This window comes from Planktotalea sp. (assembly GCF_050633725.1).
GTDB lineage: Bacteria > Pseudomonadota > Alphaproteobacteria > Rhodobacterales > Rhodobacteraceae > Planktotalea.
This window is the reverse complement of sequence record NZ_JBOEHB010000023.1, coordinates 54,299-73,358: the sequence shown is the minus strand read 5'-3', so window position 1 is coordinate 73,358 and position 19,060 is coordinate 54,299. Positions and strand designations below refer to the sequence as shown.

20 protein-coding genes are annotated in these 19,060 nt (G+C 53.4%); 12 read left to right on the top strand and 8 right to left on the bottom strand.

The window, feature by feature from the left end; genetic code table 11:
* Window positions 1-2: 2 nt before the first annotated feature.
* The 10 genes from ACRBCU_RS16530 (at window position 3) to ACRBCU_RS16485 (ending at window position 9,882) form a co-directional block, all read left to right on the top strand.
* Window positions 3-1,295: an alpha/beta fold hydrolase gene (locus tag ACRBCU_RS16530; protein ID WP_431366493.1), complete on the top strand. Its 1,293-nt coding sequence runs from the start codon at window positions 3-5 to the stop codon at window positions 1,293-1,295.
* Window positions 1,292-1,975 carry a TetR/AcrR family transcriptional regulator gene (locus ACRBCU_RS16525; RefSeq protein WP_431366492.1) on the top strand — a complete coding sequence of 228 codons (684 nt, stop codon included), beginning with the start codon at window positions 1,292-1,294 and terminating at the stop codon, window positions 1,973-1,975. The genes ACRBCU_RS16530 and ACRBCU_RS16525 overlap by 4 nt, the downstream gene beginning before the upstream one ends.
* Window positions 1,968-3,305, top strand: a complete 1,338-nt coding sequence (locus ACRBCU_RS16520; protein ID WP_431366491.1) for a glutamine synthetase family protein — start codon at window positions 1,968-1,970, stop codon at window positions 3,303-3,305. The genes ACRBCU_RS16525 and ACRBCU_RS16520 overlap by 8 nt, the downstream gene beginning before the upstream one ends.
* Before the next feature lie 5 nt (window positions 3,306-3,310).
* Window positions 3,311-3,817, top strand: a complete 507-nt coding sequence (locus ACRBCU_RS16515) for a flavin reductase family protein (RefSeq protein WP_431366490.1) — start codon at window positions 3,311-3,313, stop codon at window positions 3,815-3,817.
* Window positions 3,818-3,902: 85 nt separating this feature from the next.
* Window positions 3,903-4,841: a tripartite tricarboxylate transporter substrate binding protein gene (locus ACRBCU_RS16510; RefSeq protein WP_431366489.1), complete on the top strand. Its 939-nt coding sequence runs from the start codon at window positions 3,903-3,905 to the stop codon at window positions 4,839-4,841.
* Window positions 4,842-5,060: 219 nt separating this feature from the next.
* Complete coding sequence (locus ACRBCU_RS16505) at window positions 5,061-5,795, top strand: SDR family NAD(P)-dependent oxidoreductase (protein WP_431366488.1); 735 nt, start codon at window positions 5,061-5,063, stop codon at window positions 5,793-5,795.
* Window positions 5,796-5,864: 69 nt separating this feature from the next.
* Window positions 5,865-6,665, top strand: a complete 801-nt coding sequence (locus ACRBCU_RS16500) for an enoyl-CoA hydratase family protein (RefSeq protein WP_431366487.1) — start codon at window positions 5,865-5,867, stop codon at window positions 6,663-6,665.
* On the top strand, window positions 6,665-7,825 hold the full coding sequence (locus tag ACRBCU_RS16495; RefSeq protein ID WP_431366486.1) for an acyl-CoA dehydrogenase family protein: 1,161 nt from the start codon (window positions 6,665-6,667) through the stop codon (window positions 7,823-7,825). The genes ACRBCU_RS16500 and ACRBCU_RS16495 overlap by 1 nt, the downstream gene beginning before the upstream one ends.
* Window positions 7,826-7,835: 10 nt before the next feature.
* The gene (locus ACRBCU_RS16490) at window positions 7,836-9,443 is read left to right on the top strand and encodes an AMP-binding protein (protein ID WP_431366485.1); all 1,608 of its coding nucleotides are present in this window, start codon (window positions 7,836-7,838) and stop codon (window positions 9,441-9,443) included.
* 55 nt (window positions 9,444-9,498) lie between these two features.
* The gene (locus ACRBCU_RS16485) at window positions 9,499-9,882 is read left to right on the top strand and encodes an acyl-CoA thioesterase (RefSeq protein ID WP_431366484.1); all 384 of its coding nucleotides are present in this window, start codon (window positions 9,499-9,501) and stop codon (window positions 9,880-9,882) included.
* 74 nt (window positions 9,883-9,956) lie between these two features.
* On the opposite strand, the gene ACRBCU_RS16480 is transcribed toward ACRBCU_RS16485, so the two are convergent.
* Genes ACRBCU_RS16480 through ACRBCU_RS16450 form a run of 7 tightly spaced genes read right to left on the bottom strand, consistent with a single transcriptional unit; the run spans window position 9,957 to window position 15,833 of the window.
* Window positions 9,957-10,823 (bottom strand): dioxygenase, encoded by an 867-nt coding sequence (locus tag ACRBCU_RS16480; protein WP_431366483.1) that lies wholly within the window; start codon window positions 10,821-10,823, stop codon window positions 9,957-9,959.
* A gap of 11 nt (window positions 10,824-10,834) precedes the next feature.
* Window positions 10,835-12,139, bottom strand: coding sequence for a TRAP transporter large permease (locus ACRBCU_RS16475; protein ID WP_431366482.1), 1,305 nt, complete (start codon window positions 12,137-12,139; stop codon window positions 10,835-10,837).
* On the bottom strand, window positions 12,136-12,681 hold the full coding sequence (locus ACRBCU_RS16470; RefSeq protein WP_431366481.1) for a TRAP transporter small permease subunit: 546 nt from the start codon (window positions 12,679-12,681) through the stop codon (window positions 12,136-12,138). Before ACRBCU_RS16470 ends, ACRBCU_RS16475 begins: the two co-directional genes overlap by 4 nt.
* 31 nt (window positions 12,682-12,712) lie before the next feature.
* Window positions 12,713-13,786 (bottom strand): C4-dicarboxylate TRAP transporter substrate-binding protein, encoded by a 1,074-nt coding sequence (locus tag ACRBCU_RS16465; protein WP_431366480.1) that lies wholly within the window; start codon window positions 13,784-13,786, stop codon window positions 12,713-12,715.
* Window positions 13,787-13,827: 41 nt separating this feature from the next.
* Complete coding sequence (locus tag ACRBCU_RS16460; protein WP_431366479.1) at window positions 13,828-14,286, bottom strand: OsmC family protein; 459 nt, start codon at window positions 14,284-14,286, stop codon at window positions 13,828-13,830.
* 15 nt (window positions 14,287-14,301) lie between these two features.
* Complete coding sequence (locus ACRBCU_RS16455; protein ID WP_431366478.1) at window positions 14,302-14,967, bottom strand: malonic semialdehyde reductase; 666 nt, start codon at window positions 14,965-14,967, stop codon at window positions 14,302-14,304.
* Window positions 14,964-15,833 (bottom strand): fumarylacetoacetate hydrolase family protein, encoded by an 870-nt coding sequence (locus tag ACRBCU_RS16450; RefSeq protein WP_431366477.1) that lies wholly within the window; start codon window positions 15,831-15,833, stop codon window positions 14,964-14,966. Before ACRBCU_RS16450 ends, ACRBCU_RS16455 begins: the two co-directional genes overlap by 4 nt.
* A gap of 84 nt (window positions 15,834-15,917) precedes the next feature.
* On the opposite strand from ACRBCU_RS16450, the gene ACRBCU_RS16445 reads away from it, so the two are divergent.
* The gene (locus ACRBCU_RS16445) at window positions 15,918-16,304 is read left to right on the top strand and encodes a YciI family protein (RefSeq protein ID WP_431366476.1); all 387 of its coding nucleotides are present in this window, start codon (window positions 15,918-15,920) and stop codon (window positions 16,302-16,304) included.
* Window positions 16,305-16,349: 45 nt separating this feature from the next.
* Window positions 16,350-17,015, top strand: a complete 666-nt coding sequence (locus tag ACRBCU_RS16440; protein ID WP_431366475.1) for a GntR family transcriptional regulator — start codon at window positions 16,350-16,352, stop codon at window positions 17,013-17,015.
* Between the two features lie 84 nt (window positions 17,016-17,099).
* Here the strand turns inward: ACRBCU_RS16440 and ACRBCU_RS16435 are convergent, their stop codons facing one another.
* On the bottom strand, window positions 17,100-18,965 hold the full coding sequence (locus tag ACRBCU_RS16435) for a laminin B domain-containing protein (protein ID WP_431366474.1): 1,866 nt from the start codon (window positions 18,963-18,965) through the stop codon (window positions 17,100-17,102).
* Window positions 18,966-19,060 lie beyond the last annotated feature (95 nt).

The following is a 19,060-nucleotide window of genomic DNA, read 5'->3' as shown; positions in this document are numbered from 1 at the left end:
CCATGCCGCGCCTCAAGGTTCATAGCCATGCGCGGTCTAAAGCAAGCGCCGATCAAACCTGGTCCTTGGTGCGCGATTTTTGCGTGCCTTGGCATCCGTTGGTGGAAACGATGGCGCCAGAGCGCGGCCCTCGCGGCGCGCTTATCCGCAGCTTCACCACCAAAGGTGATGACACGGTTTACCGCGAACAGCTCACGTTCTTTAGCGAGTCTGAGCGCGTCATGGCCTATTCGCATCTTTCTGGCATTCAAGGCGTCCAATCCTATTCCGCCCGCTTATCTGTCGCGGCGCTAGAAGGGGGCGCATCGAGCATAACCATGAGCGCAGAACTGGCAGCCCCAGCGCTGCGCGCGCATGAGATTGCCGAAGGAACGCAAGCGATCTTTGATCTTGGCACGCAGGAAATTGCGCAACGCGCGGTGGGCGCAGCTCTGCCTGAGCAAGACGAAGCAAGGCTAGAAGCTGTCGATATCGAAACGGTCGAAATTGATAGCTTGCCAAAACTGGCGCTCAGCGCAACGCAGCATGACAGCGATATACTTTGCTTGTTTCTGCATGGCATTGGGGGCAATCGTTCAAACTGGTCCAAACAGATCGCTGCGATGAGCCCTTATTGCAAAGTCGCCACTCTTGATTTGCGCGGTTACGGCGAAAGCACGCTCGGGCCAGAGCAATCCAGCGTTGATGATTACTGCGCTGACATCTTGCGTGTGATGGAGGCACTGGGCGCTAAAAGCCTTTTGCTTTGCGGGTTGTCATACGGCGCTTGGATCGCGACCTCTTTTGCCATGCGTCACCCTGAGCTTTTGAGCGCGCTTGTGTTGTCGGGTGGCTGCACAGGCATGTCCGAAGCTGGGGCCGATGAGCGGGACGCTTTCCGCCTTAGCCGCGAAGTGCCGATGAACGAGGGACAAACCCCCGCTGACTTTGCGCCCGCTGTGGTGAACGTGATCGCAGGCCCGAATGCAAGCGATGCGGATCGAGAGGCTTTGTTGCAATCCATGGCCGCGATCCCAACCGATACCTACGCCGATGCGCTACGCTGCTTCACTAATCCGTTGGAGAAATTTGACTTCGCGCGGCTGGAAATGCCAGTTCTTCTGATGACAGGAGAGCATGACAAACTTGCACCGCCCTCTGAGATAAAAGCGATAGCCGAGCGGATTTGGGATAATGCATCTAAGCCAGACGTGCGTTTTGAAATGATTGAAGGTGCAGGGCATGTTTGCAATCTCGAAGCGCCGGATCAGTACAACAGCATCCTCACAGAATTTGCTGCACGGGTGATCCGATGACGCCCCTTTCAAAACGCGAACAAAACCGCATGAACAAGCAAAGCCGCATTTTGGACGCGGCGATCAAAGTCTTTTCTCAGGCAGGATATTCGCACACGTCGATGGATCGCATCGCGGCCGAGGCGGGCATCACCAAACCGACGCTCTATCAGTACTATCCCAGCAAAGACATTTTGTTCAGAACCATGATGGCCGCGCATCGCGATGTCATTATGTTACCGTTTGAAAGCGCTGGCAAAGTTGGGCTGGTTGAGCAGCTTATCGAATTTGCTTGGGCCTACGCTGACACGGTGATGCGCCCGGACTTTCTTTCGCTCGCGCGGTTGATCATCGGCGAAGCGCATCGCTTTCCTGACATCGGGCGCGAGTATCAAGAAAGCGGGCCAGACAAAGTTCTTGAGGGCTTGATGGGCTTTCTTGAGCGACACCGCGCTCAGGGCGCGCTAGATTTTGAAGACGCGGAACTGGCCGCGCAAGATTTCTGGGGGCTTATTCTTTCAGCGCCGCGAAACCGCGCGCTGCATATTCCAGACGAACAAATAAGCCACGAGAAACTCGCACGTTATGTCCACAATGGTATCCGCGTGTTTCTGCTGGCCTATTCCACAAATCCCGAGAGCGATCTTTTGCAACTGACCCGCTCGATAGCCAAGCTAAAGGTAGAAAACGACAATGATTGAAGACTATCTCAAAGACCCGAAAAGTCGCTTTGCAACTGTCGCAATGACCGACACTAACGGGCTGCTGCGCGGACAGATGGTCTCTGTCAAAGGTCTGGCGTCTATGGTGAAATCAGGAATGCCAATGGCCCCTGCACAGCTTGCGCTTGATCCGACGGACGAAGTGCTTGTTGTCCCCGGTGTTTCTGACGACGATGGCGATTTTCGCGATGGGATGCTGACGCTCGACCCATCCACAGCGCGCAAGCTGCCGTGGTCAAAAGAAGGGCACGATCTGCTTGTTCTGTCGCAATTCGGGGATGAAAACTCCGATATCTGCCCGCGCGCCATTCTTAGCAACGTACTCGAGCGCGCCAAAGCAATGGGCGTTGTTCCATTCTACGGGCTTGAGCTGGAATACACTTTGTTTGATGAAACCGAGCTTTCGGCCAAGGCCAAGGGCTACCGCGGTCTCAAGACTGCCACTTTGCACAAAAGCCATGATTTGTTGGCGTATCAGATACAGCAAACGGGGTGGTACGAAAACGTCGCCAATATGTGCGAAGCGCTCGGTATCAGCCTATCGAAGATGCACGAGGAAATCGGCGGCGGCTTTATGGAATGCTGCGTTGAAGCTGGCAGTGGCATGGAGCCTGCCGATCAGGTCGTTCTGTTGAAGAATTTCTTGCGTGTACTCGCCGCGCGCGAAGACAAGACCATCACCTATATGCCGCGCTGGAGCGAAGAGGCTGACAGCCAGTCGATGCATCTTCATGTCTCGCTCTTGGATAACGACGGCACGCCGCTGTTTTATGACGCAGATCAACCGCACAATATGTCCGACACGTTCCGTCATTTCATTGGCGGTTTGCAAAAGCACACGCGCGACCTTTCGCTTGTTTTTCTGCCAACAGTGAATTCCTACCGTCGCTTTGCGCCGGGCACATTTGCGCCCCCTGCGTTGACGTGGGGCTATGAGAACCGAACCACCTGTTTCCGAGTTGTCGGGCATAGCCCAAATTCATTGCGTGTTGAGAACCGCCTCGCTGGTGCGGATGTGAATCCCTATTTAAACGTAGCCGCGACTTTGGCCGCTGGGCTTGATGGCGTGGAAAACAAGATCGAACCGCTCGATGAAGTCGTCGGGAGTGGCTTTGGGTTAGGCGGCGTGCCTGACTTTGCCCGTTCAATGCCCGAAGCGATCGAGCTTTTGCGCCAATCTGAAATCGCGGCCCCTTGGCTGGGCGAGCGCTTTGCAGATTGCTTTGCGACGGCGCGCGAAAGCCAGTTCGATGCGTTCCGCTCCAAAGTGCCAGATGTCGAACTTGAACGTTTCTTTGGGCTAGGGTGAGCGTAATGGAAGAGCAGTTAAAGACTGATTTTCTCGAAGGCATGAGCCGCGCAGCAACGTTTGTGGCCGTCGCAACAACTGACGGTCATCGCGGACGCTACGGTGTGACCGTAAGCTCCATGACGTCGGTTTCAACCGAAGGCGATTACCCTTCGTTGCTCATTTGTGTTCATTATATGGGCATGGCGGCCTCTGCGATGCTTGCCAACCGTGGGTTCTGCCTTAACCTTTTGAACGAAGACCAGCGCGACATTGCCAATCTGTTCGCAGGTCGCGACTCTGATGACCATGAAGAGCGATTTGACCAACTCAAATGGAAAACCAGCCCGAAAGGGCACCCGATGATCGACGGGGCCGTTGCTAATTTCGAGTGCCAAATGGCGACAGAGCTGTGGTGGAAAACACATCACATCATTGTCGGCGAAGTGACCTCTGTTCGGCTGTCAGATGATAGCCGTCCGTTGCTCTATGGTGGTCGCTCTTATCAACGGGCCGTTGCCATAGAAGGATAACCTCAGCGCTCCGCACGTGTGGGGGGCTACCATCAAACCAAAAAGCCACGCAAAGTGGTGCTTAACCAACCAAAAGGGAAAACCTATGAAATTTATCAAATCTTTGACTTTGGCCACGGCGGGGCTTGCGATTGCAGCATCCGCAGCCTTTGCAGAATACCCTGAAAAGCCTGTGTCTTTCATCGTTCCATGGCCTCCGGGTGACTTGGAAGATGTGCTTACCCGCATGATCGCGGATCAAATGCAAGAAACGCATGGCGTTGCAGCTGCGGTCGTTAACAAGCCCGGTGGCGGCGGCGGTCCATTCCCGGGTGCGATCGAAGTCGCAACTGCGCCTGCCGATGGTTACACTATTGGCAGCTTTGTAATTGACGTTCCATTGGTTGGGCCACACATCGGTATTCCGCCTCTGAACCCCAACCCGTTTGAGCCAATCGGCATCTTCCTGACCTATCCATTTGTCATCGCAACCAGCGGCGATGCGCCATATTCAACGATGGCCGAACTGGCGGAGCACGCTAAGTCCAACGATGTTGTTTTGGGCCACTTTGGCGATGTAACCAGTCCGGCGCGTCATTCTTTGGCAATGGCGAAAGCGCTAGGTTTTGAGTGGGGTGCTGACGTGGGCTTTGATGCTTTGGACTGCAATACCTTGGCGTCAGGCGATGCGGATGTCATCAACACGACCTTGCAGTTGATCCGCCCATGCTTGGATGATTTGAAAGTTCTTGCGACAATCACGAACGATCGCATTTCAGTGCTTCCAGATGTTCCAACCGCCGCAGAACTTGTGCCTGAGTTGGATTTCTCTACGTGGAATGGTCTGTTTGTGCATAAAGATACGCCTGCGGATGTTCGCAAAGTGATTGAAGAGGCGGCCAAAGCTGCGCTTGCGTCTGATGAAGCCAAGAAGCTCGCGGAAGAAACCGGTGCTGTTATCTATTGGCTCGATAAGGATGCCTCTGATGCACAGATCGCTAAGGACGAAACAACCTTCGGGTTGATCTCCAGCTACATCGATTGATCTGGTGATACTGTTGGGCCGTTGATCAAACGGCCCAACATTCATTATTCAAATTCTATTTTCGTGCTTGGTTGGTGGCAAAATATCCTTTAGGATTAAAGTAATTGAGTTGTGGATCGCGACCAGTGCTTGCCGAAAGATCCACGAAAGCAGATCGATAGGGCGAGCATTGATCAAGTCTTGAGGGTCATGATCCAAGCTGAAACGGTAGGGTGTGCAATGAGCAAACATGTTGTTGTAACAGGTGGCGGAACGGGTGTTGGCGCCGACATAGCACGCCAGTTCACCAAAGCGGGCTACCAAGTCACGATCATGGGGCGCACCGAAACGACGTTGAAAGCCCAGAACCTGCCGTATCAAATTTGCGATGTCACAGACGCGCAAAGCGTCACGGATGCATTTGCAGCTGCTCGCAAGGACTTTGGCCCGATTGGCGTGGTGATTGCAAATGCAGGGGCCGCGACGAGCAAGCCATTTTCCAAAATGGTGGCTGCAGATCTGACAAAGATGTTCGATGTGAACGTTACAGGCGTTTTCAATGTGTGGCAGGCCGCATTGGCCGACATGAAGGCCGCTGAAACAGGGCGTTTGATCGCAATCGCCTCTACGGCCGGCCTGAAAGGATACCCTTATGTCGCCGGTTATTGTGCAGCGAAACATGGTGTTATCGGCCTGACGCGAGCCTTGTCCTTAGAACTTGCAATGACGGGCATAACAGTGAACGCGATTTGCCCCGGGTTTATCGAAACACCTATGCTTGAGCGGTCTATAGCGAACATCGTGGAAAAGACGGGAGCGAGTGCACAAGACGCTGCCAAGTCCTTGAAAAAGGGCAACCCGCAACGGCGTTTCATTCAAACAGACGAAGTCGCGAGCACCGCTTTGTGGCTCTGCTCAGAAGGTGCGCGCTCGGTGAATGGTCACGCGTTAAGCTTATCTGGCGGGGAAATTTGATCCCTGTGACCGGCATGAACTTGGCCTGTAACCATTCAATTTTAAAACGCCACTCGTGGAGAGAATACAATGAACTCTGATGTTAAACATTTTAAATGCCAAATAGTTGATGGTATTGCCACGGTGTCGCTTGACCGCCCCGAACGGAAGAACCCGCTCACGTTCGAGAGCTACGCTGAAATGCGTGATTGGTTTCGCGAATTGGCATACGCCGACGATGTAAACGCTGTGGTGTTTGGCTCGAATGGTGGGAATTTCAGCTCTGGCGGCGACGTACATGATATTATTGGCCCTTTGACCAAAATGTCGATGAAAGAGCTACTGGCGTTCACCCGGATGACGGGCGATTTGGTCAAGGCTATTGTGAATTGTGGTAAACCCGTGATCGCTGCGATTGACGGAATTTGCGTTGGCGCTGGTGCAATCATTGCTATGGCCTCTGATCTGCGCATCGCAACGCCCGAGGCAAAAACCGCGTTTCTTTTTACGCGCGTTGGTTTGGCAGGGTGTGATATGGGGGCCTGTGCGATCCTTCCACGCATCATTGGCCAAGGCCGCGCCGCTGAATTGCTCTACACGGGGCGCGCGATGAGCGCGCAAGAGGGGGCCGCATGGGGCTTTCACAACAAAGTTGTCTCATCTGAAACGCTGGCGGATGAAGCCGATAGTATGGCGCGACGTATCGCGGCTGGCCCGAACTTTGGTCACATGATGACAAAAACCATGCTGGCGCAAGAATGGTCCATGTCGATAGAGCAAGCGATTGAAGCTGAGGCGCAAGCACAAGCGATTTGTATGCAAACCGCAGATTTCGAGCGCGCCTACAACGCCTTTGTCGCCAAAGAAAAACCGCTGTTCGAGGGTAACTAATGGCTGATCAAACCTTCTTGAATTGGCCCTTTTTTGAAGATCGCCACCGTGAGCTCGCAGCCAAGCTAGAAGCATGGGCCTCCCAGAACCTCAAGAGCATTTATCATGGGGACACGGACAACGCTTGCCGCGCGCTCGTCGCTGCATTGGGTGCGGGGGGCTGGCTGGAGAACGCTGCTGTTAAGCCGGGCAGCGATGCGCCATTGGATGTCAGAACGCTTTGCTTGATCCGCGAAACGCTCGCGCGCCATGATGGGTTGGCGGATTTCTCTTTTGCGATGCAGGGGCTTGGAACGGGCGCGATTTCGCTGTTCGGAACGGATGCGCAAAAACAGGAATGGTTGCCGAAAATCCGAAACGGCACTGCGATTTCTGCCTTTGCTTTGACAGAGCCGCAATCAGGCTCTGATGTTGCGAATTCCACGATGACCGCCACACTTGATGGGGATCATTATGTTCTGAACGGTGAAAAAACCTGGATAAGCAACGGCGGGATTGCGGATGTTTACACCGTGTTTGCGCGCACAGGCGATGGACCGGGCGCAAAGGGACTCTCTGCCTTTATTGTGCCTGCGGATACCGAAGGTCTTCGCATTGCCGAGCGCCTTGATACGATTGCGCCGCATCCCTTAGCGACACTCAGTTTCGTGAACTGCCGCATCCCGAAAGAGGCGATGATCGGCGAGAGCGGCTGGGGTTTCAAAATCTCCATGTCGGTCTTGGATGTTTTCCGCTCAACCGTTGCCGCCGCAGCCCTTGGATTTGCGCGCCGCGCGCTTGACGAAGCACTAAAGCGGGTGACAACGCGTGAAGTGCAAGGTGCCCCGTTGTTCGAGCTACAAATGGTTCAAGGTCATATTGCGGATATGGCCATGGACATCGACGCGAGCGCTTTGCTTATTTACCGCGCAGCATGGACCAAAGACAGCGGCGCGCCGCGCATCACGCGCGAGGCCGCGATGGCGAAACTCTTTTCCACAGACCAAGCGCAGAAAGTCATCGACAAAGCGGTTCAGTTGCATGGCGGTGATGGGGTGCGCTCTGGGGAAGCTGTGGAAACGCTCTATCGCGAAATCAGGGCGCTGAGGATCTATGAAGGCGCATCAGATGTTCAGCGCGTCATCATCGCCCGCCAAACCCTAGGCCAGATAAGTTCATAAGGACCAAGTCATGTTGAGCCCAAGCATTCATACCGATACGTTTTCTCGCGATAATCTACCGCCAGAGGCACAGCAGCCTGACTTTCTGTTAGAGGGGTTTGAATATCCCGATCACCTGAATGCTGGGGTCGAGTTGACGGATGCGATGGTCGAAAAAGGGTTTGGCGATAACATCGCGCTTATCGGGAACGGGCGCAACAGAACCTACAAAGAGCTGAGTGATTGGACCAACCGCCTTGCGCATGTTCTGGTTGATGATCTTGGGGTCGTGCCGGGAAATCGCGTGTTGATCCGCTCTGCCAATAACCCCGCGATGGTCGCATGCTGGCTTGCTGCGACAAAGGTTGGTGCGGTTGTGGTGAACACGATGCCGATGTTGCGGGCGATGGAACTGGGCCAAATCGTTGACAAGGCCGAGATTACGCTCGCGCTTTGCGACGCAAGGTTATTGGAGGAAATGCAGGCCTGCGCTGAGGTGAGCCAATTTCTGACACGGGTCGTTGCGTTTGATGGCACCTCCAATCATGATGCGGAGTTGGACCAACTGGCGCTTGAGAAATCTGTCAAGTTCGAGGCTGTTAAGACAGGGCGCGATGATGTGGCGCTGCTTGGATTTACCTCTGGCACGACGGGATCACCCAAAGCGACTATGCACTTTCACCGCGATCTTTTGATCGTTGCGGACGGTTATGCAAAAGAGGTGCTCAACGTTACGCCAGACGACGTTTTTGTCGGATCGCCCCCCTTGGCATTTACATTTGGACTGGGCGGGCTAGCGATTTTTCCACTGCGGTTTGGCGCGACAGCGACTTTGTTAGAAAATGCATCCCCGCCCAATATGATCGAGATCATACAGAAATATAAAGCAACGGTGTGTTTTACGGCACCGACCGCGTATCGCGCGATGCTTGCTGCGATGGAGCAGGGCGCTGATTTGTCCAGCCTGCGCGCGGCGGTCTCAGCGGGCGAAACTTTACCCGCGCCCGTCTATGAAGACTGGATGGCAAAGACGGGCAAGCCGATGTTGGATGGTATAGGCGCGACAGAGATGCTGCACATCTTCATTTCCAATCGCTTCGACGATCACAAGCCCGCTTGCACGGGGCGTCCCGTTACAGGGTATGAAGCGAAGATCGTCGATGAGGCTGGCGCAGAGCTGCCTTGCGGAGAAGTCGGACGCTTGCTCGTACGTGGTCCTACCGGATGCCGCTATTTGAATGATGATCGTCAGCTAAAATACGTCGAGAACGGTTGGAACATCACAGGCGACGCTTTCTATAAGGATGAAGACGGCTATCTACATTTCGCGGCGCGCAATGATGATATGATCGTGAGTTCCGGATATAATATCGCAGGCCCAGAGGTCGAAGCGGCGCTGTTGTCCGATCCTCGTGTGCTTGAGTGCGCGGTTGTCGGCGCGCCCGATGAAGAACGCGGAATGATCGTGCAAGCGCATGTTGTGCTGGTCGAGGGAACGCCAGAAGAAGGCACGGCAAAGGCGCTGCAAGATCACGTCAAAGCGACGATTGCACCGTATAAATACCCCCGCAGCGTGAAGTTTATCGAGGCTTTGCCAAAGACGCAGACGGGCAAAATCCAACGGTTTCTATTGAAGTAAGCGCGCGCGGACTTGCCCGTTTCTGATGTCCCGATACTAGGAAGAAAGGTTGCAGATGTTTGAGCGCCGCGAGCAGGTCTTGTTCCGACATTGCGATCCGGCAGGTCTCGTTTTCTACCCGCGGTATTTTGAGATGATCAATGATTGCGTCGAAGCTTTTTTCGCGAGCATCGGTTTTTCATTCGAAGAATTGCACAAAAGCGCAGCCGTGCCGACCGTTCAGATTGAAACCAGCGTTGTTGCGCCAAGCCGATTGGGGGACGAGCTGACCCTGTCGCTGGCAGTCATGCGATGCTCTCGCTCCAGCCTTCAACTAGAGCTGAATGCCTATGCGCAGGGAGAACATCGTTTTGTCTGCAATTCGACGTTGGTTCACGTCGATGGTCAAGGGCGCTCAGCGCCTTGGCCAGATGCGCTCAGAGCAGCACTTACCGCATAAGCGCAAGAACGTTCGTTGTGATCTGGCGCGTTGGGGCGCGCCGTCCAAATTGATGCGGTTAAGGCACCTCACATTTATTCAGGGGCAAGAATAATATCGAATTTCACGCTCAGAAATGGATCGCTCACCTGACCAGATAGCTCTAAGCCGTCGGGAAACTCTGACGCCTCGCGCTCAATATACTCCATCACCAAATCGCCGCGCACGCCAAAGACCGTGTCGTGATCAAGATAGGGGTCATCCTTTGGGAAAACTTCCGTAACAAGCGATCTATACCCCGGTGCTTTGACAATAAAATGCAAATGAGAAGGCCGCCAAGGATGGCGCCCACATGCGCGTAGAATATCGCCAACAGGGCCATCAGACGGGACTGTGTATTCGACAGGTTTCACCGTCGTGAATGCGTATTTTCCATCCTCGCCAACAGTCATCAACCCATGGAAGGAAAACGTGTCTTGCTCCTCGTCTTGGCTGGCATAAAGACCGTTCGGTGCTGTCTGCCAGATATCAAGCTCAGCGCCTGCAATCGGGTTGCCATCGGTATCTTTGATGGTCCCTTCGGCAAGCAAAACAGGTCCGCCAAAGTGACGCTTCATGTCGCCGCCAAAAGCCAGCGCAGGTGCGCCTGAAACATGAAAGGGACCAAGCACGGAAGAACTCGTTGCATCCTCGCTCGAATGCAGCATGTCCACCAAAGATGACAAGCCCAGTACATCAGAGGCCAGAACAAACTCGTGGCGATCTTCGCTCTCAATCGCGGCGCAGCCTTCCAGAAACGCAATGCCCGTGCGCCACTCTTCATGGGTGAGGTTGGTTTCACGCGCGAAGTCGTGCAAGTGCTTTACGAGCGATCCCATCACCTCGCGCATTCTCGGGTTTGTGTCGCCTGACATATAGCTCATAAAAACGTCGGTTATGTTGTCTTTGGTGACGGTGCGCATGGGAACACTCCTTAGATGAGAGCAAGGCTCAGAATTGGGAACTGGATGAGGAAGAACAAAACGATCAGCATCACAAAGGCGAAGGGCAGGGCCCCCATGAACACGTCTTTCAGGGAAATGCGATCATCGTTGATCGTGGATTTGATAACGAAACACGAAATCCCAAGCGGCGGCGTGAGCAACCCGATTTCCGCGCCGACCACAGTGATGATGCCGAACCAGATCAGGGAGAGGTCCAAAGCTTCGATCATTGGCAGGAACAAGGGCACCACGATCAGGATAATAGAGGCGGTATCAAGCAGCGTGCCTAAGAACAGCATGAGCAGCACATAGAGCAACATGATCGTCCAGAAGGACGATGCATTGCCCGCCAACAAGTCCTGCAACTGGTTTGGCAACCCGGCAAGGCCAAGCATACGGCTGTAGATCGAAGCGGCCGTAATCAAAAAGAGAATGGCTGCAGTGATGTGACCTGTTTCAAGAAGCGCCTCCCAAAACCCTTTTAGCGACATCGAGCGCCGCACAATCGCGATGATTAATGCGACCATTGCGCCTGTCGCGCCAGCTTCGACGGCCGTCATCCAGCCCGTATAGATGCCGCCCAAAACGATTGTGATCAGAGCGAGGGTTGGCAGCGTTTTCGAAGCGATTTCGCGCGTTGTCATCCATTCGGTATCTTCAACGATACGCCCGCCTACAAAGCCGGGCGTATAGCGGCCCATGAACCAGATCGCGCCGACATAAGCGATTGCCAGGATGATGCCCGGAATCACGCCAGCAAGGAACATATCCCCGACCGATTGCTCGGACACAAAGGAATAGATGATCAGCATAGCAGAGGGCGGGATGATCATGCCCAGCACGGACGAGCCAGCGACAACTCCGACAGCAAAGCGCTTGTTGTATTGTTGCGCCATCATCTGTGGCACGGACACTTTTGTGAACACCGAAGCAGATGCGATTGATGATCCGGTGACAGCCGCGAAAACAGCGTTTGCCCCCACGGTGGCCATGCCAATTCCACCTTTAACTTTGCGAAAACGCATGGTCATCACTTCGTAAATGTCGCGGCCCAGGCCCGCTTTCGAGACTATGAGCCCCATGAAGGTAAATAACGGGATAGTCGCGAACGAATACTCCATAGCGCTATCACCGACAGCGATTTTCAACAGGTTTAAGGCCAGCGTAAAGTTGTCACGCATGAGCCAAATGGACACGAATGACACCATGCCAAGGGCGATGGGGATATAGACGCCAGAGTAAATCAGAAAGACGATGGCAACGACCGAAATCAGGCCGATTTCAATAGGGCTCATGCGTCGCTCTCGCTTTTCTGCATCGCGTGATGTGGGCGATCATGTGCAGTAATGACTTTGAGCACAAAGATCACGCAGGCCAGCGCGGTTCCAAACGAGATCACCAGTTTCACAGGCCACCATGGCAACGTGAACAGCCCTGGCACTCCGAAGTAATCTTGCGTCTCCCACATGTGCAAAAACTCCGGGAATGTGATGTAGGCGATCAATCCCATGAATATCGCAGAGAGCGCATTGATGATCCGGCGCATGTTCGCGGCGGCAGTGGGGCGGCGTTGGCCAAGTACGTTCAAGAAGCCGTCAGAGCGGGTCAAGCGATCGACACGCACGACGTCAGCCAACTGCAAGAAAACAATCATCACAACGGAAAACTGCACCATCTCGTAGGTGCCTTTCAGGGGCGATGAAAAAAGCCCTCGCGCGATGACGTCGATATTTAGGACCGCCACCAAGGCCAGAACGACAAGTGTGCCCAAAGCGTTGGAGGCGATAGCAAGCGTGTTGGCGATCCGGGTAATCCCCGCCAGCAATGAGTTTAGCATGGCTCAGTTCTTCCCCAAATCGCCACCACCTTTATTCAGCCGTCCAGTCGCGGACGCCTTCATAGCCAGAGGCCTTTAGCTTGCCGATGTAGGCTGCAAGCATGTCCGAGCCAGCTTCGCCTTTATCGTTAAGGCGCGTGGCCCATTCGGCGGCGATATTTGGCATTGCATTGGCCCAAGCCGCACGATCTTCGTCAGAGACCTCAATGATCTTTCCGCCGCCTTCAACATATGCCGCTTCCGACGCTGCTGCGCGATCCATTGCCAAACCTGCAACGTGATCGCGATAATCAATCGCAACGGCCTTTAGCACGTCTTTGACCGCATCAGGCAGTTTCGCCCAGTAATCCGCATTCACAGTGATCGTTTTGGAGTTCACAGCACCAAGGTCAGCTTTGAGCATGTAAGGTGCGACTTCAGCGATTTTGAATGTCTTCGCAGCTTCTGGCCAAAGCATGCCGCAATCCACAAGACCTGTTTGCAGCATGTTGTAAAAGTCGGTCAAACCACCGCGCACGCCTGCTGCATCTTTGATGCCCTCAAGATACCGCAAGTTCAGACCAGCGCCTGCAACCTTCTTGCCCTCAAGATCGGCAACAGATGAAACCTCTTGCGTGCAGAACAATTGGTAGCTGTCCAGTACAACACCTGTAGCGAGATAGACTTGGTTCTGGGCGTCAAATTCGTTCTGCATTGCAGGGAACTCGCGCGCAATTTCGTCAACGGCTTTTGCTACAGCGCGCGCATCGGAGGCGATAAAGGGTGTCGAGCCTGAGATGCCTTGGCTTGGCAGTTTGGACGAGTGGAAGATCGTTGTGACAATCCCGATATCACCAAGGCCAAGTTGAACACCTTCAAGAACACCTTTGGGCTTTACGATCGAGCCGCCGTAGTTCTCTTGCCAGCTCATTTTGTACTCGCCCGCTTCGGCAAGGCGCTTGTCGACTTCAGGAATGAAGAAGTTGGTGAACTCTTTCACCCAAAGCGCGCGTGCGGGGTATCCGTCGATTACAACAGCCGAGACGCTTTCTTGCGCAGCAGCAGGCAAAGCCATTGCCGTGGCAAGCGCCGCGCCCATTAGCCCGTTTTTTGTCCAATTTTTCATATGTTTTCCTCCCAGAAACATGTGAGCTTTTGCTCTTTTCGTTAGTTGACCTTTATCCAGTTCACTTTCAAATCCGTGCCAGCCGCTTCAAACAGTTTAGCAATGGCGCAGTATTTCGCGGTTTCAAGACCGACCTCTGTCAGCGCCTCTTGCGACGCATCGGTGACGCAATTCACATTCAACGTAATTTGCGGAAACGGTAGATCAATCTCTTCTTGCATCAACACGCCGCGACGATCGAACTTGCAATCTGCATCAATCGTAACTTTCCCAAGATCGACGCCCAAACGGCTGGCATTCTTGTGGCCAATCACATTTGTGCAGGCAATGAGCGCACTCATGGCCGTCTCTGTAGGAGAGGGCCCCAAGTTCGTTCCATTGCGCTCGATAGGTTCATCAATCACCACGTTCAAATCACGAATAGGAATTTCAGTGCGTGAATGGGTCGGGCAGTCTGCTGTGGTTTTGTAGCTCACAACTGTTTTCATTTTGATAGCCATGCAAAGGCTCCTTCTTTAAGCGTATGAGCAGACCTGATCGAACGAGAAGCGTGGCAGTTTTTGGAACAATGCGGTTTCGTCTGCATAGCCAATATTGCACAGAAAATTCGATTTAAGCGTCGTGCCTGCAAAAAATTCTTCATCGACCACAGCGTTCGAGAAACCCGACATTGCCCCGACATCCAAACCAATGGCACGAGCCGCGATCATGAGATACGCGCCTTGCAGCGTTCCATTGCGATAGGCCGTGTCATGAATGTAGGCATCGTTGCCCTCGAACAAGTGGCGGCGATCTTCATGTGGGAAAAGAAACGGCAGTTGTTTCCAGAACTCCATGTCATGCGCTATGATCGCGGTGACAGGCGCACCCATCATTTTGGGCACATTCAAAGGTTTCATAGATTTAGCAAGACGCTCTTTGCCCTGTTGGCTTTTCACAAACACAATGCGGGCAGGGCAGGTGTTCATGCTGGTCGCGCCATTGATGGTGATCTCGTAAATCTCTTGCAACTGCGCATCGGTGACAGCTCTATCGCTCCATGCATAATGCGAGCGCGCATCACGCAAGATTAGATCAATCGCATCATCTGAAAGACGCTCGATACGGTCTCTCAGGTTGCGGTGATCCTGCTGTGCCTTGGCGCGTAGAGCCTCTAGCTCTGCTCCAGTTGGTGCGCTCATGCTGCGGTGTCCTTTTCATCGACAATGGGGCTCGCGCAGATGCCAATCCCTTCGATTTCGATTTCAACCGTCTCGCCGGGTTTTAGCCAACGCGGTCCGGGTTTCTTTGCATGGCCAACGCCAGGGGGCGTGCCCATCGCAATAAGATCACCGGGGGCGAGGGTGGTGTATTCAGAAACAATCGCAATGATTTTGCGCACTCCCCAAATCATGTTCGCAGTGTTGGAGTTTTGCAGAATTTCTTCGCCAACGCGGCTTTCAATTGTGAGGCCGGCAGCGCCTTCGGGAACTTCATCTTTGGTTACAACAATCGGCCCAATCGCGCCCGTGTTGTCGAAGTTTTTGCCAGGCGTCCATTGATGGGTTTTGCGTTGGTATTCGCGCACAGAGCCGTCGTTGAACACTGTATACCCAAACACATGATCCAAGGCATCAGCTTCGGAAATATGACGCCCGCCTTTGCCTACAATGAGCATCAGTTCTGCTTCGTAATCGAGCGTTTCCGAGCACGTCGGGCGGACCATAGGTTTTCCTGCGGCCATAATCGACGCTTTGGAGCGCATGAACAGGGCAGGGTAGTCGGGAATGTCGTACCCGCCTTCTTTGATATGATCCGTGTAATTTAGGCCAACGCAAATGATTGCGCTTGGCGCAGCAACAGGCAGGGCGGGGGTGATCGACGCAACAGGAACTGCATCCGCCGCCGTAATTTGTTCTGACAGGGATTCGACCAACTGGGGGGTCTCGATCACAGCTTGCAGATCGGCACCTATTTGGGCATCCAAAGCCGTTATATTTACAGCATTTTCACCCTTTACGGCGAAAACCGCGTTGCCCGCGGGTGTTTCCCCCACCAGATATTTCATATGTGCAATCCCCCTGTGCTTACTTGATTTTTGCCCATTATTACGCCTACTGTCAATTAATATCGATATTTTTGGAGGTCTGTCATGGTCGCTTGGTCAGAGTATAAATCGCACGCCAAAGAGCGGGGGGCTCTCGCACTTGAACTTTACGCCGCGATAAGTACCCCGGCGATGGCACCAGAAGATGTCAAAACGAACTTGCCAGATCATCTGGCGTATCAGGCCAAGCTTGAACGCTCGGGGCAATTGGCGTTTGCGGGGCCAATGTCAGATGAAACGGGAGAGCACATGCAAGGCATGGGGTTGATCATCTACCGCGCCGAGGGTCTAGAGGCCGCGCGCGCATTGGCAGAAGGTGATCCGATGCATTCTTCAGGCGCGCGTTCATTTGTGCTGCGCCGCTGGATGATCAACGAGGGTTCCATTTCGGTGAATGTCGCCCTATCTGCTGCGAAATCGACGCTGAGTTAGATCACTTGCGGGTAAATCCAAATCGGCGCTTTAAGGATACCGATCATGAACGTTTTGCAAAACGCGGATGGAAAAGAAACATCGGCCACACATGGGTCATATCTCACCCTGCGCAAAATGATCTTAACGGGTGAATTGCCTGCTGGAGAAAAGCTTAAGATCGAGCAGTTGCGAAGCTTGCTTAGCACAGGTGCAAGCCCTGTGCGTGAGGCGCTAAGCCTTTTGACGTCCGATATGTTGGTGGAACGCATCGATCAGCGCGGTTTTCGCGCGGCGCCCGTTGGCAAAGCGAATTTTGAAGAAATCTTGCTGCTGCGCTGCTCGCTTGAGGAAATGGCGCTCCGTGCTTCGATCGCAAACGCAGATCAAGACTGGGAAGAGCGCTTGGTGCTGTGTCACCATCACATGAAAAAAGCTTCGCGAAATGGCGCGCCCGATTTTGAAGATGCGCACAAAGCCTTTCATATGACGTTGCTGCAAAACTCTGGGTTGCCCATGTTAGAACGGTTTTGCGCACAGCTTTATGATCTTAACATCCGCTACCGTTATCTCGCAGCGGATGGGCCGCGATACAAAGAGCGCAGCATCGACGCCGAGCACCAAACAATACTGGATAGGGCCTTGGATCGCGATGCGGATAGCGCAACAAATGCGCTATTGGATCATTACCGCAAAACAGGCGAGTATCTTAGCCGCTCGATCAAGCCCTAAGAAAAGACGGGCAGGGCCGCTCAGGCAGTTTCGCTTCAACGGCTATGAAAAGTGAATACCAGCTAAATTCACAGGATCGAACGACTATCCGCTAAAGTCGAAATCATTGGCATTGATCGTGCCTGTGATCCCTTCGAGGATGATCGTATTTCCGCTCCATTCGATGTGGGTGTCGCCACTGATCTTAGTGACTGTCAAATCGGCGAAAACAGTTGCGCCGTTGATTTCAATGATTTCGCTATTGTTGTTGAAATCTCTGATCAGATCAGTGCCTGTCGCGCTGTCGCCGTCGAACACAAATTGATCCACGCCATTGCCGCCCCAAATCGTGTCATCGCCTAGACCGCCCTCAAGGCGATCATCGCCTTTCTCGCCTTTCAGCGTGTCGTTACCTTTATCGCCGAGCAGCGTGTCATCGCCTTTGCCGCCAAGCAGCTTGTCATGCCCTTTGCCGCCTTCCAGCAGGTCATGCCCCTTGGCCCCGTTTAAGACATCGTCGCCTTTCCCTCCTTCAATGGAGTCCCTGCCGACTTGGCCTAAAAGCGTGTCATTTCCTAGCCCACCTTTGATTTCATCATCGCCCTTTGCGCCCTCGACGCGATCTGCGCCTTCGCCCGAGTTGATGTTGTTGTCGCCGTCATTGGCAAGAATTGTGTCGGCAACCGTGTTTCCTAGCACGTCCACATCACCTAAGCCCGTTAGGGTTAATTGTTGCGCGCTGCCAGAGAGCTCGAGCGTGGACATATACCCTTCTGGGGTAAAGATCGTTAGATCGTCGACCTTGATAATAATACTGCCTGCCGTCTCGGTCGGTAAAGCCGCGACTGAGATTTTAATAACATCGCCGGATAGAGCATTGTCGAGAGCTGCTTCAAGGGTCTGCGCAACGTCGATCTGCGACGGGCCGCGGGAAAGCTCTACATGGTTGCCTGCACTCATCTTCACATTGTCCATGTAGGATGTCTCTTCACCGGTGCGGAACTCTCCTCTGATACGTATTTCTGTTAGGTCAGTGAGCGCTGCGCGCAATTGAGCCTCGCTCGCAACAACGCCGTCTTCATCAATGAGGCGCCAATCCGCTGAGGTGTTCAAAGAGATGGAATAGCTGGTCCAATTGACGCCGGGATGGGCGAAGTCGAGCGCCAGAGTCAAACCGCCGCCAATCAGGAAAATGTCAGTGCTATCAAACTGGCTGTCCAACGCGCTTTGCTTGAGGTCGAAAGACAATGTGCCGTCATAGAAGGCTGATTTGTTTCCCAAATAAGCGTCTGGAGCAATGAAGTAATAGACCTGACCACTGGCGAAATCTTCTGCAAAGAGGTGGCCTCCAGGGTTGCCGTTCGTCGGTTCATGACGAAACTCTTCAACGTCCTCAATAAAGGACCATCCTTCTAGGTCATTGTCGAAAGTAGAGCTAATTACAGGGCCGAGGCCATAGCCGGAATTATTTGCTGGGCCTTCTTCGATCACGACATTGTCGAGGCTGCTTTCGTCGTTCACACTGCCGCTTACAAACTCGCCGCGAATTAGGAAGCCCGTCACGTTAGCGAGAACGTCTCGGATATATTGCTCGGACGCGATAGCGCCATTTAGATCGTTAACCCGCCAACCAGCGCCAAGTTCTAGGTCCACGGCATAGTTTGTCCAAGTGGTGCCGGGATTTGGGCCTGCGTCTATCGCCAGATTACCCATAGTGCTGGTAATGATAATGTCATCGTCATCGAATTGATTGGACGCGCTAGGTTGAATTAGATCAAACGTGATTGTTCCGCCGTAATATTTTCCAAGATCGCCGTGATATGCCGCTGGCGCAACATAGTACCAAACGCCAGAACCGCCTTCGGCGCCGGAAATAGAACCGTCTGGTTTGCCTGCGACATCGAAAACCTCAGTCGAATTGGTTGTGGTCCAGCCTTCAAGGCCAGAATCAAACGATGACGAAATAGTCATTGCGAACGTCCTTTATTCTATAGTGAAAGGAGACTCGTTAAAAATGCACGAAACAACGTTATTTTAGCACAAAAATCACTTTTTGTCTTTAGCGA

Coding starts and splice junctions, on each gene's coding strand:
- ACRBCU_RS16520 (WP_431366491.1), top strand. CDS start 1,968: ATGATTGAAGACTATCTCAAAGACCCGAAAAGTCGCTTTGCAACTGTC.
- ACRBCU_RS16460 (WP_431366479.1), bottom strand. CDS start 14,286: ATGGCTATCAAAATGAAAACAGTTGTGAGCTACAAAACCACAGCAGAC.
- ACRBCU_RS16510 (WP_431366489.1), top strand. CDS start 3,903: ATGAAATTTATCAAATCTTTGACTTTGGCCACGGCGGGGCTTGCGATT.
- ACRBCU_RS16495 (WP_431366486.1), top strand. CDS start 6,665: ATGGCTGATCAAACCTTCTTGAATTGGCCCTTTTTTGAAGATCGCCAC.
- ACRBCU_RS16465 (WP_431366480.1), bottom strand. CDS start 13,786: ATGAAAAATTGGACAAAAAACGGGCTAATGGGCGCGGCGCTTGCCACG.
- ACRBCU_RS16475 (WP_431366482.1), bottom strand. CDS start 12,139: ATGAGCCCTATTGAAATCGGCCTGATTTCGGTCGTTGCCATCGTCTTT.
- ACRBCU_RS16455 (WP_431366478.1), bottom strand. CDS start 14,967: ATGAGCGCACCAACTGGAGCAGAGCTAGAGGCTCTACGCGCCAAGGCA.
- ACRBCU_RS16505 (WP_431366488.1), top strand. CDS start 5,061: ATGAGCAAACATGTTGTTGTAACAGGTGGCGGAACGGGTGTTGGCGCC.
- ACRBCU_RS16525 (WP_431366492.1), top strand. CDS start 1,292: ATGACGCCCCTTTCAAAACGCGAACAAAACCGCATGAACAAGCAAAGC.
- ACRBCU_RS16485 (WP_431366484.1), top strand. CDS start 9,499: ATGTTTGAGCGCCGCGAGCAGGTCTTGTTCCGACATTGCGATCCGGCA.
- ACRBCU_RS16435 (WP_431366474.1), bottom strand. CDS start 18,965: ATGACTATTTCGTCATCGTTTGATTCTGGCCTTGAAGGCTGGACCACA.
- ACRBCU_RS16500 (WP_431366487.1), top strand. CDS start 5,865: ATGAACTCTGATGTTAAACATTTTAAATGCCAAATAGTTGATGGTATT.
- ACRBCU_RS16480 (WP_431366483.1), bottom strand. CDS start 10,823: ATGCGCACCGTCACCAAAGACAACATAACCGACGTTTTTATGAGCTAT.
- ACRBCU_RS16490 (WP_431366485.1), top strand. CDS start 7,836: ATGTTGAGCCCAAGCATTCATACCGATACGTTTTCTCGCGATAATCTA.
- ACRBCU_RS16530 (WP_431366493.1), top strand. CDS start 3: ATGCCGCGCCTCAAGGTTCATAGCCATGCGCGGTCTAAAGCAAGCGCC.
- ACRBCU_RS16445 (WP_431366476.1), top strand. CDS start 15,918: ATGGTCGCTTGGTCAGAGTATAAATCGCACGCCAAAGAGCGGGGGGCT.
- ACRBCU_RS16470 (WP_431366481.1), bottom strand. CDS start 12,681: ATGCTAAACTCATTGCTGGCGGGGATTACCCGGATCGCCAACACGCTT.
- ACRBCU_RS16450 (WP_431366477.1), bottom strand. CDS start 15,833: ATGAAATATCTGGTGGGGGAAACACCCGCGGGCAACGCGGTTTTCGCC.
- ACRBCU_RS16515 (WP_431366490.1), top strand. CDS start 3,311: ATGGAAGAGCAGTTAAAGACTGATTTTCTCGAAGGCATGAGCCGCGCA.
- ACRBCU_RS16440 (WP_431366475.1), top strand. CDS start 16,350: ATGAACGTTTTGCAAAACGCGGATGGAAAAGAAACATCGGCCACACAT.